Origin of the sequence: Peptoniphilus senegalensis JC140 (assembly GCF_000321025.1) — a bacterium.
Lineage (GTDB): Bacteria > Bacillota > Clostridia > Tissierellales > Peptoniphilaceae > Peptoniphilus_A > Peptoniphilus_A senegalensis.
The window spans coordinates 1-15,438 of record NZ_HE610717.1; the positions used below are offsets into that span (position 1 = coordinate 1).

Annotated in this window: 19 protein-coding genes; all 19 read left to right on the top strand. The window is 33.1% G+C overall.

Translation table 11 applies throughout. From position 1 onward, the window contains the following. Nucleotides 1-144: 144 nt before the first annotated feature. The 19 genes from prfB to PTSHG_RS00250 all read left to right on the top strand — a co-directional run bounded on the left by prfB (nt 145) and on the right by PTSHG_RS00250 (nt 15,437). Nucleotides 145-1,260 (top strand): peptide chain release factor 2, encoded by a 1,116-nt coding sequence (gene prfB / locus PTSHG_RS00160; RefSeq protein ID WP_019106901.1) that lies wholly within the window; start codon nt 145-147, stop codon nt 1,258-1,260. 7 nt (nt 1,261-1,267) lie between these two features. Beyond that, on the top strand, nt 1,268-1,972 hold the full coding sequence (gene pyrF / locus PTSHG_RS00165; protein WP_019106902.1) for an orotidine-5'-phosphate decarboxylase: 705 nt from the start codon (nt 1,268-1,270) through the stop codon (nt 1,970-1,972). Continuing rightward, on the top strand, nt 1,972-2,601 hold the full coding sequence (pyrE, locus tag PTSHG_RS00170) for an orotate phosphoribosyltransferase (protein WP_019106903.1): 630 nt from the start codon (nt 1,972-1,974) through the stop codon (nt 2,599-2,601). Before pyrF ends, pyrE begins: the two co-directional genes overlap by 1 nt. A gap of 48 nt (nt 2,602-2,649) precedes the next feature. Continuing rightward, complete coding sequence (locus tag PTSHG_RS00175; protein ID WP_019106904.1) at nt 2,650-3,027, top strand: YkvA family protein; 378 nt, start codon at nt 2,650-2,652, stop codon at nt 3,025-3,027. Further along, nucleotides 3,002-3,616: a DNA-3-methyladenine glycosylase gene (locus PTSHG_RS00180; protein WP_019106905.1), complete on the top strand. Its 615-nt coding sequence runs from the start codon at nt 3,002-3,004 to the stop codon at nt 3,614-3,616. The genes PTSHG_RS00175 and PTSHG_RS00180 overlap by 26 nt, the downstream gene beginning before the upstream one ends. A gap of 53 nt (nt 3,617-3,669) precedes the next feature. Beyond that, entirely contained in the window at nt 3,670-4,497 is an 828-nt protein-coding gene (locus PTSHG_RS00185) for an energy-coupling factor transporter ATPase (RefSeq protein ID WP_019106906.1), read from the top strand. Then, entirely contained in the window at nt 4,485-5,351 is an 867-nt protein-coding gene (locus PTSHG_RS00190; protein WP_019106907.1) for an energy-coupling factor transporter ATPase, read from the top strand. The genes PTSHG_RS00185 and PTSHG_RS00190 overlap by 13 nt, the downstream gene beginning before the upstream one ends. Continuing rightward, nucleotides 5,344-6,141: an energy-coupling factor transporter transmembrane component T family protein gene (locus tag PTSHG_RS00195; protein WP_019106908.1), complete on the top strand. Its 798-nt coding sequence runs from the start codon at nt 5,344-5,346 to the stop codon at nt 6,139-6,141. Before PTSHG_RS00190 ends, PTSHG_RS00195 begins: the two co-directional genes overlap by 8 nt. Further along, nucleotides 6,138-6,869, top strand: a complete 732-nt coding sequence (truA, locus tag PTSHG_RS00200) for a tRNA pseudouridine(38-40) synthase TruA (RefSeq protein WP_019106909.1) — start codon at nt 6,138-6,140, stop codon at nt 6,867-6,869. The genes PTSHG_RS00195 and truA overlap by 4 nt, the downstream gene beginning before the upstream one ends. Before the next feature lie 146 nt (nt 6,870-7,015). Next, entirely contained in the window at nt 7,016-7,402 is a 387-nt protein-coding gene (locus PTSHG_RS00205; protein WP_019106910.1) for an Asp23/Gls24 family envelope stress response protein, read from the top strand. Then, the gene (gene nusB / locus PTSHG_RS00210) at nt 7,399-7,797 is read left to right on the top strand and encodes a transcription antitermination factor NusB (RefSeq protein WP_019106911.1); all 399 of its coding nucleotides are present in this window, start codon (nt 7,399-7,401) and stop codon (nt 7,795-7,797) included. The genes PTSHG_RS00205 and nusB overlap by 4 nt, the downstream gene beginning before the upstream one ends. A gap of 1 nt (nt 7,798) precedes the next feature. After that, the gene (gene xseA, locus PTSHG_RS00215; protein WP_019106912.1) at nt 7,799-9,250 is read left to right on the top strand and encodes an exodeoxyribonuclease VII large subunit; all 1,452 of its coding nucleotides are present in this window, start codon (nt 7,799-7,801) and stop codon (nt 9,248-9,250) included. Further along, nucleotides 9,251-9,475: an exodeoxyribonuclease VII small subunit gene (gene xseB, locus PTSHG_RS00220; protein WP_019106913.1), complete on the top strand. Its 225-nt coding sequence runs from the start codon at nt 9,251-9,253 to the stop codon at nt 9,473-9,475. Further along, a complete protein-coding gene (locus tag PTSHG_RS00225) occupies nt 9,459-10,322 on the top strand; it encodes a polyprenyl synthetase family protein (protein ID WP_019106914.1) in 864 nt (287 codons plus the stop codon). The genes xseB and PTSHG_RS00225 overlap by 17 nt, the downstream gene beginning before the upstream one ends. Continuing rightward, nucleotides 10,322-11,122, top strand: a complete 801-nt coding sequence (locus tag PTSHG_RS00230; protein WP_019106915.1) for a TlyA family RNA methyltransferase — start codon at nt 10,322-10,324, stop codon at nt 11,120-11,122. The genes PTSHG_RS00225 and PTSHG_RS00230 overlap by 1 nt, the downstream gene beginning before the upstream one ends. A 7-nt stretch (nt 11,123-11,129) precedes the next feature. Then, the gene (gene recN, locus PTSHG_RS00235; RefSeq protein WP_019106916.1) at nt 11,130-12,791 is read left to right on the top strand and encodes a DNA repair protein RecN; all 1,662 of its coding nucleotides are present in this window, start codon (nt 11,130-11,132) and stop codon (nt 12,789-12,791) included. After that, nucleotides 12,792-13,343, top strand: coding sequence for an NUDIX hydrolase (locus PTSHG_RS00240; protein ID WP_019106917.1), 552 nt, complete (start codon nt 12,792-12,794; stop codon nt 13,341-13,343). It abuts the gene before it with no gap. Next, nucleotides 13,336-14,136, top strand: a complete 801-nt coding sequence (locus PTSHG_RS00245) for a purine-nucleoside phosphorylase (RefSeq protein WP_019106918.1) — start codon at nt 13,336-13,338, stop codon at nt 14,134-14,136. The genes PTSHG_RS00240 and PTSHG_RS00245 overlap by 8 nt, the downstream gene beginning before the upstream one ends. After that, on the top strand, nt 14,136-15,437 hold the full coding sequence (locus tag PTSHG_RS00250) for a thymidine phosphorylase (protein WP_019106919.1): 1,302 nt from the start codon (nt 14,136-14,138) through the stop codon (nt 15,435-15,437). The genes PTSHG_RS00245 and PTSHG_RS00250 overlap by 1 nt, the downstream gene beginning before the upstream one ends. Nucleotide 15,438 lies beyond the last annotated feature (1 nt).

The window sequence follows — 15,438 nt, forward strand, 5'->3', positions numbered from 1 at the left end:
TTTTTATGCGGATTTTTAGAAATTACTTTTAATAAAACATTTATTAAAAAATATTTTAAATAAATTACTTTTGTGTACACAAAATATTAGTGAGTTGGGGACAACTGTGTTATACTAAAATAAGCAAATTAAAGGAGGATTTTTATGGAGCAAAATGTCTATTTAGATAAAGAGCGTCTGGAAAATTCCAAAAATACTACTAAGGTTTTGGGGGAGTCTCTTGAGATTGATTCTCTTAAAGATAAAGTTGTTGAATTAAATAAAAAACAAATGGAACCAGGTTTTTGGGATGACAATGAAGCTGCCCAAAAAGTTATAAATGAAACAAATTCCTATCAAAGAAAGATAGATCAGTACGATGAATTAAGTGAATTAATCACTGATGCAGAGGACCTCATTACTCTCATGGAAATCGAGGAAGATTATTCTTCTTATTCTGATTTTCAAACTCTTGTTGATGAGATTGAAAATAAAACGGCTGAGTTTAAGTTAAATACACTTTTAAATGGCGAGTATGATTCACATAATGCTATTCTTTCCATTCACGCTGGTGCTGGTGGTACAGAAGCACAAGATTGGGCTAGTATGCTCCTTAGAATGTACACAAGATATGCTGAAAACAAAGGGTTTAAGGTGGAAACTCTTGACCTTTTAAAGGAAGATGAGGCTGGAATAAAATCGGTTACTCTTAAAATTTCTGGAGATAATGCTTATGGTTATATGAAAGGGGAGAAAGGGGTCCACAGGCTTGTAAGAATTTCTCCTTTCGACTCCAACAAGAGAAGACACACTTCTTTCTCATCTGTAGATGTCTTTCCAGAACTTGATGACGAAACTGACGTTGAAATAAAGGAAGAAGAGTTGAAAGTGGATACTTATAGATCTTCTGGAGCAGGAGGTCAACACGTAAACACTACTGACTCTGCTGTTAGAATTACTCACATTCCTACTGGTATTGTTGTTCAATGTCAAAATGAAAGAAGTCAAATTCAAAACAGAGAAAAGGCAATGAATATGTTAAAGGCAAAACTTATTGCTCTTGCTGAAGAAGAAAAGAAGGAAAAAATCGAAGATCTTCAAGGTAACTATTCTCAAATTGCATGGGGCTCCCAAATTAGGTCTTATGTTTTCCAACCTTATACTATGGTCAAAGACCACAGGACTAACGTTGATGTTGGCGATGTTGAAAAGGTCATGGATGGAGATTTAGATACGTTTATTAACGCCTATTTGCAAGATAAGGCGACTGCAGAAAGCTGAGGTTAAAATGGCAAAGGATGTAATTATTGCTCTTGATTTTCCAAGTGGCGATGTGGCTCTTGATTTTTTAAAAAATTTTAAAGATGAAAATGTTTATGTAAAAGTTGGGATGGAACTTTTTTATAAGGAAGGACCAAGGATTATTAATGAGATAAAAAAACTTGGACACAAAATATTTTTGGACTTAAAAATTCATGACATTCCAAATACTTGCAAGGGTGCGACAAATTCTCTTATTTCGCTTGATGTAGATATGATAAACTACCACATAGCTGGCGGCAAAAAAATGCTAATGGAGGCAAGCGAAATTGTTAATAATGAAAAGCCAGAGATGATTACTCTTGGTGTAACCATGCTTACTTCTACTGACGAAGATGTTATGCACGATGAACTAAAAATTGACGAGAGAAAATCTCTTGATGATGTTGTGCTTGATTATGCAAATCTTGCTAAAGATGCAAAATTATCTGGCATAGTTTGCTCTGCACTTGAAGTGCCAAAGATTAAAGAAAATTTAGGAAATGACTTTATTACAGTTACTCCCGGTATTAGAAAAGTTAAGGGCACTGACGACCAAAAGAGAGTCGTAACTCCAAGTGAGGCAAGAGAACTTGGCTCTGATTATATAGTTGTTGGAAGACCAATAACTAAGGCTGAAGACCCATTAAAGGAATATAGAGAAATAAAAAGAGACTTTTTAGGAGGAAAATAATGAGAAAAATTGCGAAAATTTTATTAAAATTAAAGGCTGTTACACTTTCACCAGAAAATCCTTACACTTGGGCATCTGGAATAAAGTCTCCTATTTATTGTGACAACAGACTTACACTATCTTATCCAGAAGATAGGTCAGAAGTAGAAAAGGGTCTAGTCAATCTCATTAAAGAAAAATTTTCTGATGTAGAATATATTATGGGAACTGCAACTGCAGGAATTCCACACGCAGCTATTATTGCTGATAAAATGAATCTTCCTATGGGGTTTGTGAGATCATCTAATAAAGATCATGGGAAACAAAATAAAATTGAAGGGGCAAAAATTTCTGGTGCTAAGGTTGTTGTAATAGAAGACTTATTTTCTACAGGTGGTTCATCAATTGAGGCTGCAAAAGCATTAGTTGATGAAGGCTATGAAGTTCTTGGTATTGTCTCTATCTTCACATATAATATGAAGGCAGCAGAAGAAAACTTCAAGGCTTCAGGATTTGAACACGCATCTCTTACAAATTTTGACGAACTTATAGAAGTTGCTCATGAAATGAATTATATTAAAGAAAGTGAAATTTTAAAATTAAAAACTTTCAGAGATAATCCTAAGGACTCATCTTGGATGAATGTTTGATTTACTTTTTGGGTAAAGGAAATATAGAATCCAAGAAGGGGGAGTTTTTTGAATTATTATAAAATTCTAAGAATGATGCCTTATGCTAATCAAGTCTTTAAGAATAAAAATAGGTTAAATAGCGTTATTGAAGAGTCCATGTCAAAGACAAATAAAATGGATATGTTTAAGAAGATTTCTCGTGAGCTAAGGCTTGCCTTTGGATTAGTGATTGATTATTCAAAGGGAAATTATAGAGATGTTAAAAAAATTGACATTCTCTTAATTGTGGCAGGATTTTTGTATTTACTAAATCCAGCTGACATTGTTCCAGATTTTTTATTATTTTTTGGCTTTTTAGATGACCTATCTGTCCTTACTTTTATTGTAAAAAAATTAGACAAGGAATTGGAAAAGTATAATGACTGGAAAAATACTAGAGCATGATTTTTTTAAGAGAGATACTATAGAAGTTGCTAAAAATTTATTGGGAAAGAAAATTATCAGAAATGTTTCTGGTAATTTTTTCTGTGCAAAAATAGTTGAAACTGAAGCTTATCTCGGTCCTAATGATAGGGCTTGCCACTCTTATGGTGGAAATATTACAAAGAGAAATGAGATTTTATATAGAGAAGGCGGACATATTTATGTCTATTTAATCTATGGGATGTACAATCTATTAAATATTGTTACAAAGAGTGAAAATGAACCAGAAGCAGTTCTCATTCGTGCAGTGGAACCTATTGAAAATATAGATGGAATGGCTATAAATAGATTCGGAAAAAATTTTAAAAATTTATCTACTTATCAAAAGAAAAATCTAACTAATGGACCAGGAAAACTAGCTATGGCTCTTAGTATTGATAGAAGTTTAAATGGGAAAATTCTTTCAAAAGATTATTTATTTATAGAAGATGGAGAAGAAGTTAAAAATATAATTACTGCGAAAAGAATTGGAATAGATTATGCAGGAGAGGATGCAAATCTTCCTTTAAGATATTACATAGAGGATAATCCTCATGTGTCAGTAAAATAAGGTAGATTTTTGTTAAGTTATCACTTATAATAAGTTAACATAAAGGTGATGTAATGATTAGCATAAAAAATTTGTCTTTTAAATATGATTATGAAGACGAAAATGCGATACAAATTTTAAAAGATATAGATTTAGAAATAAATGAAGGCGAGTTTGTAGCTCTTTTGGGACACAATGGATCCGGGAAGTCAACTCTCGCCAAGTTAATAAATGGACTTTTAATTCCTGGCCAAGGGGATGTTCTTGTTGACGGTATGAACACAAAAAATGAAGAAGAGATTTGGGATATTAGGAGAACGGCGGGAATGGTTTTTCAAAATCCTGACAATCAATTAGTTGCCACAATAGTAGAAGATGAAGTTGCCTTTGGTCCAGAAAATCTTGGTCTTGAGCCAAGTGAAATAAGAAGAAGAGTTGATAAGGCACTAGAAGATGTGGGAATGACTGATTACAAAAAGAATGCTCCCCATCTTTTATCTGGTGGACAAAAGCAAAGAGTTGCCATAGCTGGGATACTTGCAATGAGTCCAAAATATATAATTTTAGACGAGCCTACTGCCATGCTTGACCCAAGTGGAAGACGAGAAGTAATTGATACACTGGTTAAATTAAATAGAGAAGAAAATAAAACCATTATCCTAATTACTCACTACATGGAGGAAGCTGCAATTAGCGACAGAGTTGTAGTTATGGAAGATGGAAATATTGTGCTTAGTGGAAAACCGAGAGAGGTATTTTCTCATGTTGAAGAGATAAAAAAGTTGGGACTAGATGTTCCACAAGTTACTGAGCTGGCACATGAGCTAAAAAAAGATGGAATTGATATTTCTACAGAAGTTTTAAATATTGAAGAAATGGTGAAAGAAATATGTCACTTATAGAGATAAACAACTTAACACATATTTACAGTGAAGGTCTTCCCTTTGAGAAGATGGCAATAGATGATATAAATTTAAAAATTGAAGAAAATGAATTTATCGGTCTCATTGGTCACACAGGCTCTGGCAAATCAACTTTTATTCAACACTTGAATGGACTTTTAAAGCCAAGCAGTGGAGAAATAATTTTGGACGGAACAAAAGTTGATAAATCCACTTCAAACTTAACTGAACTGAGAAAAAAAATTGGACTTGTATTTCAATATCCAGAGTATCAACTTTTTGAAGAGACAATAGAAAGAGATATAGCCTTTGGACCAAGAAATTTAGATTTATCTGAAGAAGAAGTTCTTAAAAGAGTTAAATCATCTATGGATTCAGTTGGACTTGATTACGAGACTTATAAGGATAAGTCGCCCTTTGAACTTTCTGGAGGATTAAAGAGAAGAGTAGCCATAGCAGGCGTTCTTGCCATGGAACCAAAAGTTCTAATCTTAGACGAGCCAACGGCAGGACTTGACCCAAGAGGCCGTGACGAAATATTAAGTGAAATAAAAAGTATTCATGAAAAAAGGAAAATTACTGTAATATTAGTTTCTCACTCCATGGAAGATGTGGCAAAAATTGCTGAGAGAATAATTGTAATGGACAAGGGAAAAGTTTTTTTAGATTCAAACCCAAGAGAAATTTTTAGAAATGAGGACAAACTACTTTCAGTTGGACTTGGCATACCACAAATCACATCACTTATGAGAGCTTTAAAGAAAAAAGGCTTAGACATCAATGAAGATTCTATTACAGTTGAAGAAGCCAAGGAGTCCTTGATAAAATATTTGAGAGGTGTTTCTCATGTTTAAAGATATAACAATTGGACAATACTTTCCTGGAGAAACCCTAGTTCATAAATACGACCCAAAGCTAAAGATGATAACCATGATACTTTTCATTGCATCACTTTTTTTCATTTCTTCAGTATTTATGTATTTGCCAGTGGTAATTTATTTGCTACTTATTATCTATGTTGCAAAACTACCTATGGGATTAGTTCTTCGTGGACTTAAACCACTTAAATGGATAATACTCGTTACCTTTATAATAAATTTATTTTTCACGCCAGGCGAAGCTAAATACACTTTGGGAATTTTAAAAATTTCTCAAGCAGGAATTGACCTTGCAGTATTTATGGGAATAAGACTTATCTTATTAGTTCTTGGCACGTCTTTACTCACTTATACAACTTCGCCAATTGAACTGACAGATGGGATAGAGTCTCTTCTTAGACCCTTTAGAAAAATTGGTGTGCCAAGTCACGAAATCGCCATGATGATGACAATTGCTCTTAGGTTTATACCAACTCTAATTGAGGAAACAGACAAAATTATGAAGGCACAAATGGCAAGAGGAGCAGATTTTGAATCTGGAAATATAGTAAAGCGTGCAAAAAATTTGGTGCCACTACTTGTCCCACTATTTATAAATTCCTTTAGAAGGGCAGAAGAACTTGCAACAGCCATGGAAGCAAGATGTTACAGAGGTGGAGATGGCAGGACAAAAATGAACGCTTCAAAAATTGTAAAGAAAGATGTGATTATTTTTGCACTTAATATAATATTTTTTGCAGCAATAATTTTGGTTTCAAAACTATGAATATACTGATAAAAATAACTTACGATGGCACAAACTTTCACGGATTTCAAATTCAACCTGATAAGAGAACTGTGGAAGGCGAGCTAAATAAAGGTCTTGCCAAAACCTTAAAGGAAGAAGTAAAAGTTTTTTATGCAGGAAGAACTGACAGAGGAGTTCACGCCCTTGGTCAGTACGCAAATTTTTATTCAGACACAACAATTGACATTGGAAATCTTCCTAAAGTTATAAATTTTAATTTGCCAGAAGATGTATCCGTAGTGGGTGCGAAATTTGTGCCAGATGATTTTCACGCTAGATACGATGCAAAGTTAAAAAAATATCGCTACGTTGTTCATAGGTCAAGATACAGAAATGCACTTCTATTAAATAGAGCCTACGAGTATCCCTATGAAGTTGACCCAGATAGAATGAGAAAGGCTCTTTCATATTTAATAGGCGAGCACGATTTCAATTCCTTTATGGGAAAGGGAGCTGTAGTAAAAGATTCAATAAGGACAATTGAGAAGATAGACGTAATTGAAGATGGAGATTTTTTGTATCTTGATTTTGTGGCAAAGGCATTTTTAAAAAACATGATACGAATAGTTACGGGAACGGCCCTTGAAATAGGACGAGGACAGAGAGAAATTGAATACATGAAGGACGCCTTGGAGAAGAAAAAGAGAAAGGCAGCCGGACCAACAGCACCAGCCTGTGGACTATACTTAGTAGACGTTAAGTATTAGCCCTCGGGCTTTTTATTTTCTAAAAAACTTTGATTACACAAAAATCTCAAGAGAAAATTCATATTTAAAAGTACGGCAAAGTGCAATAAATTGATAATATAAGAAGTATTTGGTATAATTATTTTAGTTAATTTGGAGGTGTAATAGTGGATAATAAATATCTTGTTAATGGTAATGAGGCAGAAGGAAAGGTTAAAATTTCTGAAGATGTTATCGCTACAGTTGCATCAGTTGCAGCTGAAAGTGTTGATGGCGTTGTTAAAGTTGGATCAAACTTCAAGTCTCAAGTTACTGACATTTTAAATACAAAAAATTTCAATAGGGGAGTTAAAGTCAACATTGGCGAAAGAGAAACTATTGTAGATGTATATATTACTATTGAGTACGGAGTTAAAATCGTTGAGCTTTCTGAAAAGGTGCAAGCACAAGTTAAGGAAGCTATTGAAAATATGACAGATTTTGATGTCGTTGAAGTGAATGTTCACATATCAGGTATTGCTGTCAAAAATTCTGAAAAGACGATTGTAAAATGAGTAGAAAGAAAGCAAGAATAGGTGCCATGCAGGCACTCTTTTCTATGGATATAAACAATGATTTTTCTCTTGACAGTTTAAATTTATTTTTGGAAAATAATCACTTCTTAGGCGATGAGTCTGATTATATCAATAGGACTGTGCCAGATATTTTGGAAAATCTTGAAACTGTTGACGAAACTATAGAAAAGAATTTAAAAGGTTGGACTATGGCTAGGCTTGCCAAGGTGGACAGGCAAATTTTAAGAATTGCTGTCTATGAATTTTTATTTAAAGATGACATTCCACCAGAAGTTTCTATCAATGAAGCTGTGGAGATTGCAAGGCTCTATAGTTCAGATGATGCTCCTAAATTTATAAACGGAATTTTGGGAACTATTTATAGGAGTTTTTAATTTGGCAAAGGCAGCTTTTAATGTAAGCGAACTGAATAATTACATCAAAAAGCTAATCTCAATGGACTACATTTTAAGAGATATTAATATCACTGGCGAGGTCACAAATCTAAATATTCACAACAATGGAAATATTTATTTTTCTCTAAAGGATAGTTTTGCTAGAATCGATGCAATGGCAAGTCAGGATGATGTGAATATAAAATTATTTGACGGAGCTAAAGTATTAGCAAAGGGAACTGTTACTTATTATGAGAGAAGTGGCAGAATACTTCTTTATGTTAGTGAAATAGAGCTTGATGGAAGAGGAAATCTCTACCAAAAATACTTGGATTTAAAGGAGAAACTATCTAAAGAGGGACTTTTTGAAGCTTCTTACAAGAAGAAAATTAAAAAATATCCTTCTTCTATTGGACTTATCACTTCAACAAGTGGAGCTGCCATTAAGGATGTAATAAATCTTTTTAGGAAGAGAAATAAAACTTGCGACATTTATGTCTTTCCAAGTCTAGTTCAAGGAGACTCTGCCAGCGAAAGTTTAATTAGTGGAATAAAATATTTTAATGAAATAGAAAAAGTTGACACAATAATTATTGCTCGTGGTGGAGGAAGTTTTGAAGATTTATTTGTCTTTAATGACGAGAGTCTTGCAAGAGAGATTTTTGCGTCAAAAATTCCTATTATTTCTGCAGTTGGTCACGAAGTTGACTACACTATTTGCGATTTTGTGGCAGATTTAAGGGCAGCGACGCCAACTAATGCGGCTGAACTTGTCACTATTAGTGAAGATGAGATTGTAGAACTACTTTCGAAAAAGAAAGCTGAACTAAGTAGTTTAATGGAAAGAAGACTAAATTATAATCATTTGAAACTTCTTTCACTATATAAGAATATTTCTCTAAAAAATCAAGTCTACAAGATTAATTCTATGACAAGAGATCTTCTCTATAGGGAGAACTTGTTAAATAATTCTATGAAAAAAATCTTGCAAGTCCATTCTTATGAGCTTCAAAACAAAAAATTTTACTTGCAGAATTTTAAGTTAAACAAGTCTAAGGAAATCGAAAATTATTCCTATAGGCTTAAAAATATTTCTGTAAAATTAAATTCCCAAGTCATTAAAAGTAGAGAAAACCTGAACTTTAATAAAAAACTTTTAAACTATTATTTCAAATCAAAGGTTAATGAAGAATTTAAAAAGTTCAAATCCTATGAGAAGTTTATTTTAGATTATGATTTGTCTGAGAGAATAAAAAATGAAAGGGATAGGCTAAATTTTTTAAAGGCAAGATTAAATTCAGCTTTCGACAAGATTAATAAAGTTGAAATACTTAATGAAGATGGATTAGAGTTAAAATCCGTCAAAAATGTAAGGCTTGGAGAGATAATTTCTCTTAAATTTAAGGATGGAAATGTAAAATCAAAGGTTCAAAATGTGGAAATGAGGGATTAAATGCAAAAAGATTACGAAAGTTCTTTTAGAGAGCTTGAAAAAATTATAAAGGAACTTGAGTCTAAAGACATTAGTCTCGAAGATTCCATAAAAAAGTATGAGGAAGGGATTGAGCTTTACAAGTATCTTAACAATACCCTAAAGGCATACGAAGGCAAGATTAAAACTATTGCAGAAGAAAACTCTGAATTTATTGAGGACAAAAACAATGACAGATACAGATAATTTACTAGAAAAATTTAATAATTATTTGAGTTTACTACTTGAATACGATGATAGTCCACAACATAAAGTAATTGATTCTATGAAATACTCACTTTTTTCTGGTGGAAAGAGAATTAGACCAATGCTAACTCTTTTGGCTTATAGAGAGTTTTCAAGTGAAGAGGATTCCTTTGATAAAATTCTTCCCTTTGCTGCTGCGATTGAGATGATACATACTTATTCTCTAATTCACGACGATCTTCCAGCCATGGATAACGACGATTTTAGAAGAGAAAAGCCAACTAATCACAAGGTTTATACAGAGGGAATTGCAACTTTGGCAGGGGATGGACTTTTAAATATGTCTATGGAAATTCTCCTAAGGCACATTGAAACAATTGAAGATAAAGATGAGCTAAAGCGTGCAATTAGAGCTATGAAGCATATTTATAGTGCAACTGGTGTAAATGGAATGATTGGTGGACAAACTATTGATATTGATTTTGATGTAGCTGACTACAATGAAGACATCTGCGAAAATATGTACAAGTTAAAGACAGGCGCTCTTATAAAGGCATCTGTTGTAGTTGGTGGTATAATTGCAGGAGTTGAAGCAGACAATCTTACAAAGCTTGCTAAGTTTGGGGAATGTATTGGTCTTGCCTACCAATTTGAAGATGACCTACTTGATGAAGAAAAGGATCCAGACAGCGGCGAGATAAATATACTCTTCTTTAAGGAAAAAGAGGAACTCAAAAATGAAATTATTGAGCTGACAAACTCCTCCGATGAAGCCCTTGAAGGACTTGAACTAAAAGATAATTCCTTAAAAAGTTTTGTTGCAAAGTTAATAAATAGGAGCAGGTAATGGCGAAGAAACGTGCGGATGTCTTATTAGTTGAAAAGGGTTTAATTGATTCAAGAGAAAAAGCCAAGAGATTAATAATGGAAGGCAAGGTTTTTATTGGTACTGAAAGAGTGGAAAAGCCAGGAATGCAATTAAAAGATGATGTAAAAATTTATATCAAGGGTTTGGAGGATACTTTTGTGTCAAGGGGTGGTCACAAGCTAGAAAAGATGATTGATGACTACGATATAGATTTAAGTGATGCTGTCTGCGTGGATATAGGTGCATCCACAGGTGGTTTTACTCACTGCATGTTAAAACATGGAGCAAAAAAAGTTTATGCCATTGATGTTGGTTACAATCAGCTTGACTACAAGCTTAGGATGGACGAGCGTGTTGTGTCACTAGAGAGAACTAATATAAGATATTTTGATACCGACTTAATTTCTGAAGAAGTTGATTTTGTCTCCATTGACGTATCCTTTATTTCTCTTGAACTTGTTCTTCCTGTTGCCAAGGAAATTTGTGGCGAAAAAGGCAAAATTGTTGCTCTAATTAAGCCTCAATTTGAAGCTGGTAAGGGCAAAATTGGAAAAGGTGGAATTGTAAGGGATAAAAAAGTACATATTGAAGTTATCGAAAAAATAATAGAGCTTGCAAAAGAATTGGAGTTAAATATTATTGCCATAACAAATTCTCCTATAAAGGGGACAAGCGGCAACATTGAATTTTTAATTTACTTGTCAAATTGTGAAGAGAGAACTGAAAAATTTGATGCAAGTGAAATTGTAAAAAAGGCTTATGAAAGTTTAAATGATTAGGTGAAATATGCTTTTAGAGTTAAATATCGAAAATTTTGCAATAATTGAAAATATGAAAATTGAGTTTGAAACTGGTTTAAATGTTTTAACTGGAGAAACTGGTTCTGGTAAGTCAATTATAATAGATTCCCTTGGTCTTGTCCTTGGTCAAAGAGTGAATAAAGATATTATAAAAAAGGGAAAAGATAGAGCTTTTATTGAAGCAGTTTTCTCTTCCTATGATGACGAAACTAAAGAGCTTTTAGCTCAATATGGAATTGATTCAGGGGACTTAATTGTAATTTCTAAGGAAATACGAGATAAAGGGCCAACAATAACTAGGATTAACAACAGAACAGTAACATCACAAATTTTGTCAAAAATTTCCACTCATTTAATTGATATTTTTGCACAGCATGAGTCAATTTCACTTATGGACAACAAAAATCAACTTAAATTAATTGATGATTTCTCTGGAAAGGCTCAAAAGGATTTACTTTTGAAATTAAAGGAACTTGTTCAAGAGATAAATTCTTTAAAAGATGAATACAAAGAAAAATCTCTCCTTGAAAAAAATAAAGACAGAGAAATGGATTTATTGGCATATCAAATAAAAGAAATTGAAGATGCAGGCTTATCTGATTACGATGATGAAGAGCTTTATGACGATTTTAATGCTCTAAATAACATGACAGACACTATAATAAAATTATCTCAAGCAAAGTCTCTTATCAATGATGGATATGAAAGTACTTCTGCAGAAGATATTTTAGATAAAATAATTGGAAATATTGTTGATGTTACTAAGTACAACAAAAATTTAAAGGAAACAGAAGAAGAACTTGAGGACATAAGATATAGGCTATCTGATATTGCAAAAAAACTTGATAGAATTATTAATTCTAGTGAAGTTGACGAAGAAAAACTTCAATTTTTAAAAGATAGGATTGACCTTGTAAATAATTTAAAATTAAAATACGGGAACAATGTCAAAAAGATAAATACTTTTTATGAAGAGACTAGAGATAGACTTTTGTTTTTACAAAACTTCGAAGACAATTTAAAGAAACTTTTAGACAAAATAAAAAATTTAGAAGATGAGGCTTTAAAATTAGCAAAGGAAATTAGTGAGAACAGAAAGAAAACAGCTAGAGTTTTGGAAAAGGAAGTCGAAGAAGAAATTAACAAATTAAATATTAAAGATGCAAAATTTAAAATTGATATAAAAGAAAAAGAGCTATCCCATGATGGATTTGATAAAATTGAGTTTTTAATTGCTCCAAACTTGGGTCAAGATTTGATGCCTATGGCAAAGGTTGCATCTGGCGGCGAAATGAGTAGAATTATGCTTGGATTTAAGAGCATTATTGCTGAAAAAGACAACATACCTACTCTTGTTTTTGATGAAATTGATACGGGTATTAGTGGAAAGACAGCACAAATTGTTGGCAACAAGATTAAAGAACTTGCAGGAGACAGACAAGTTATAGTAATTTCTCACTTGCCACAAATTGTTGCCTTAGCTGACACCCATTTTGCAATAAAAAAAGATGTGGTAAACAATAGCACAATTTCTACAATTGACAAATTAAACTATGATGAGAGAGTCGAAGAAGTTGCAAGACTAATTGGCGGAATGAATGTAAGTGAAGTTGCAATAGAAACTGCAAAGGAAATGATTGGTGATTAAATGGCAAATTCAAATAACGAAGAAAGAACTATGAAATCCATGAAGATTTTTGACGGTAAGGTCTTACAGCTTAGAGTTGATACAGTTGAGATGGAAGGTCAAAAGTACACAAAAAGAGAAATTGTGGAAAGACAGCCTGCTGTTGGTGTTGTTGCTATAACAGAAGATGACGAAATAATTTTGATAAGACAATATAGAAAGGCAATTGACAAAGAAATTTATGAAATACCAGCGGGAATGGTTGATTTTGGGGAAGAGCCACAAAAAGCTGCTCTTCGTGAGTTAAAGGAAGAGACAGGTTATGATGCTGTTAAATCTGATTATTTATTAGAAACTTATTCATCTCCAGGTTTTACAAATGAAAAAATATTTATTTTTTATGCAGAAGGATTAATTGCAGGCGCACAAAACCTAGACGAATTTGAACACCTTACAGTGGAAAAAATAAAATTTGAAGAAGCTTTAAAGTTAATAAGCCTTGGGGAAATAACTGACTCAAAATCAGTAGCAGGTATTTTATATTACAATACTTTTAGGAGGAAAAATGGATAAGACGATTAAATATATAAGAGAAAAAATAAATTTTGAGCCTGAAATTGGAATTGTTCTAGGATCAGGACTTGGCGATTTTGCAGATTCAATCGAGAATAAAGTTGAAATAGCTTATAAGGACATTCCAGATTTTCCAGTTTCCACAGTAAAGGGTCACGATGGAAAACTAATCTTTGGAAAGATAAATTCAAAAAAAGTCTGCCTAATGAAGGGGAGAATTCACTTTTACGAAGGCTATGAAATGGCTGATGTTGTCTATCCTATAAAGGTTCTTGCAGATTTAGGTGTTAAAACTTTAATATTAACTAATGCTGCTGGTGGAGTTAATGAAAGCTTTAATCCATCAGATTTAATGATTATAACAGACCATATTAATTTGATGGGCAAAAATCCACTAATTGGTCCCAATGATGAGGATCTTGGACCAAGATTTCCTGATATGACTGACCTTTATACTCCAGAACTTGTTGAAATTGCTGAAAATTCTGCGAAAAAAGTTGGCATTAATATAAAAAAAGGTGTGTATATGTATTTCACTGGACCAAGCTATGAAACAGCAGCAGAAGTTAGAATGGCAAGGATACTTGGAGCTGATGCAGTAGGGATGAGTACAGTTCCTGAAGCAATTGTTGCAAGACACAGAGGACTTAAAATTCTAGGTATTTCAACTATAACTAATATGAGTACGGGAATACTTGAAACTCCACTTGACCATGCAGAGGTTGTTGAAGTGGGAAAAGTCGTTGCTGGAAAATTTAAAGAACTTTTAAATGAAATCATTGAGGAGATTTGATGAATTTTTTAGATATTATTCAAAAGAAAAAGGAAAATAAAGTTTTAAGTGAAGAAGAAATAAAATATTTTATAGAGAATTATGTAAAGGGAGAAATTCCTGATTATCAAGTTTCAGCTTTTTTGATGGCAGTTTATTTTAATAAATTAAATTTAGACGAAACTTATTATCTCACAAAGGCTATGATAGATTCAGGAGATCGTGTTGATTTATCTGAAGTGCCTGGTTCTAAGGTTGATAAGCACTCTACTGGTGGCGTTGGAGATACAGTTACTCTTGTTCTTGGACCACTTCTTGCATCAGTTGGTCTTGTATTTGCGAAGATGAGTGGCAGGGGACTTGGACACACAGGAGGAACGCTTGATAAGCTTGAATCTATTCCAGGGTTTAATATAAATATTGGCGGTAAAGAATTTGTTGAAATTCTAAAAAAATCAAATATTGCAGTGATTGGTCAAACAGAAAATATTGTGCCTGCCGATAAACTTCTCTATGCCCTAAGAGATGCAACAGCAACTGTTGACAATGTAAGCTTAATTGCGTCTTCAATTCTTTCAAAGAAAATTGCTCTTGGAACTGACGCCCTAGTTTTAGATGTAAAAGTAGGTAATGGCGCCTTTATGAAGGATGTGCCATCAGCCATTGAACTTTCAAAATTAATGGTAAGTCTTGGCAAAAAATTTGGCAGAAACACTAAAGCGATAATAACAAGCATGAATGAACCTCTTGGCGATGCTATAGGAAACAGCTTAGAAGTTATTGAAGCTATAAATATTTTAAAAGGGGAAAAATCTGGGCATCTAAAAGATATTGCACTAAGAATTGGCTCTAAGCTAATGATTATGGAAGGAGTTGCCAAATCTGAAGATGAGGCAATAAAAGTTCTTGAAGAAAGAATTTCTGACGGCGCTGCAATAGAAAAGTTTAAAGAAATGGTTGAGCTTCAAGCTGGAGATTCATCTTATATCGATGATACTGATAAATTTAAAAAATCTACAATAATAAAGGAAATTACATCTGAAGAAAGAGGATTTGTAAAATCAATTGAGGCAATTGAAATCGGAATTGCATCAAGAGATTTAGGTGCTGGCAGACACAAGAAAGGCGATGTACTTGATTTAAGTGCAGGTATTTACCTTCACAAAAAAGTTGGCGACTTCGTAGAAAAGGGCGAAAAAATTGCCACAATTTATACTGAAAAGGAAAATGAAGTAGAGGGCGCAATTAATAGAATTAAAAATGCCTATGCCTTTTCTGATAATAGGGAAGAATATAAACTGATTATAGAAGAGATTGATTGAA

Excerpts from the sequence above, each read along its gene's own strand:
- prfB (WP_019106901.1), top strand. The coding sequence starts at position 145 with ATGGAGCAAAATGTCTATTTAGATAAAGAGCGTCTGGAAAATTCCAAA.
- pyrF (WP_019106902.1), top strand. The coding sequence starts at position 1,268 with ATGGCAAAGGATGTAATTATTGCTCTTGATTTTCCAAGTGGCGATGTG.
- pyrE (WP_019106903.1), top strand. The coding sequence starts at position 1,972 with ATGAGAAAAATTGCGAAAATTTTATTAAAATTAAAGGCTGTTACACTT.
- PTSHG_RS00180 (WP_019106905.1), top strand. The coding sequence starts at position 3,002 with ATGACTGGAAAAATACTAGAGCATGATTTTTTTAAGAGAGATACTATA.
- PTSHG_RS00185 (WP_019106906.1), top strand. The coding sequence starts at position 3,670 with ATGATTAGCATAAAAAATTTGTCTTTTAAATATGATTATGAAGACGAA.
- PTSHG_RS00190 (WP_019106907.1), top strand. The coding sequence starts at position 4,485 with ATGTCACTTATAGAGATAAACAACTTAACACATATTTACAGTGAAGGT.
- PTSHG_RS00195 (WP_019106908.1), top strand. The coding sequence starts at position 5,344 with ATGTTTAAAGATATAACAATTGGACAATACTTTCCTGGAGAAACCCTA.
- truA (WP_019106909.1), top strand. The coding sequence starts at position 6,138 with ATGAATATACTGATAAAAATAACTTACGATGGCACAAACTTTCACGGA.
- nusB (WP_019106911.1), top strand. The coding sequence starts at position 7,399 with ATGAGTAGAAAGAAAGCAAGAATAGGTGCCATGCAGGCACTCTTTTCT.
- xseB (WP_019106913.1), top strand. The coding sequence starts at position 9,251 with ATGCAAAAAGATTACGAAAGTTCTTTTAGAGAGCTTGAAAAAATTATA.
- PTSHG_RS00225 (WP_019106914.1), top strand. The coding sequence starts at position 9,459 with ATGACAGATACAGATAATTTACTAGAAAAATTTAATAATTATTTGAGT.
- PTSHG_RS00230 (WP_019106915.1), top strand. The coding sequence starts at position 10,322 with ATGGCGAAGAAACGTGCGGATGTCTTATTAGTTGAAAAGGGTTTAATT.
- recN (WP_019106916.1), top strand. The coding sequence starts at position 11,130 with ATGCTTTTAGAGTTAAATATCGAAAATTTTGCAATAATTGAAAATATG.
- PTSHG_RS00240 (WP_019106917.1), top strand. The coding sequence starts at position 12,792 with ATGGCAAATTCAAATAACGAAGAAAGAACTATGAAATCCATGAAGATT.
- PTSHG_RS00245 (WP_019106918.1), top strand. The coding sequence starts at position 13,336 with ATGGATAAGACGATTAAATATATAAGAGAAAAAATAAATTTTGAGCCT.
- PTSHG_RS00250 (WP_019106919.1), top strand. The coding sequence starts at position 14,136 with ATGAATTTTTTAGATATTATTCAAAAGAAAAAGGAAAATAAAGTTTTA.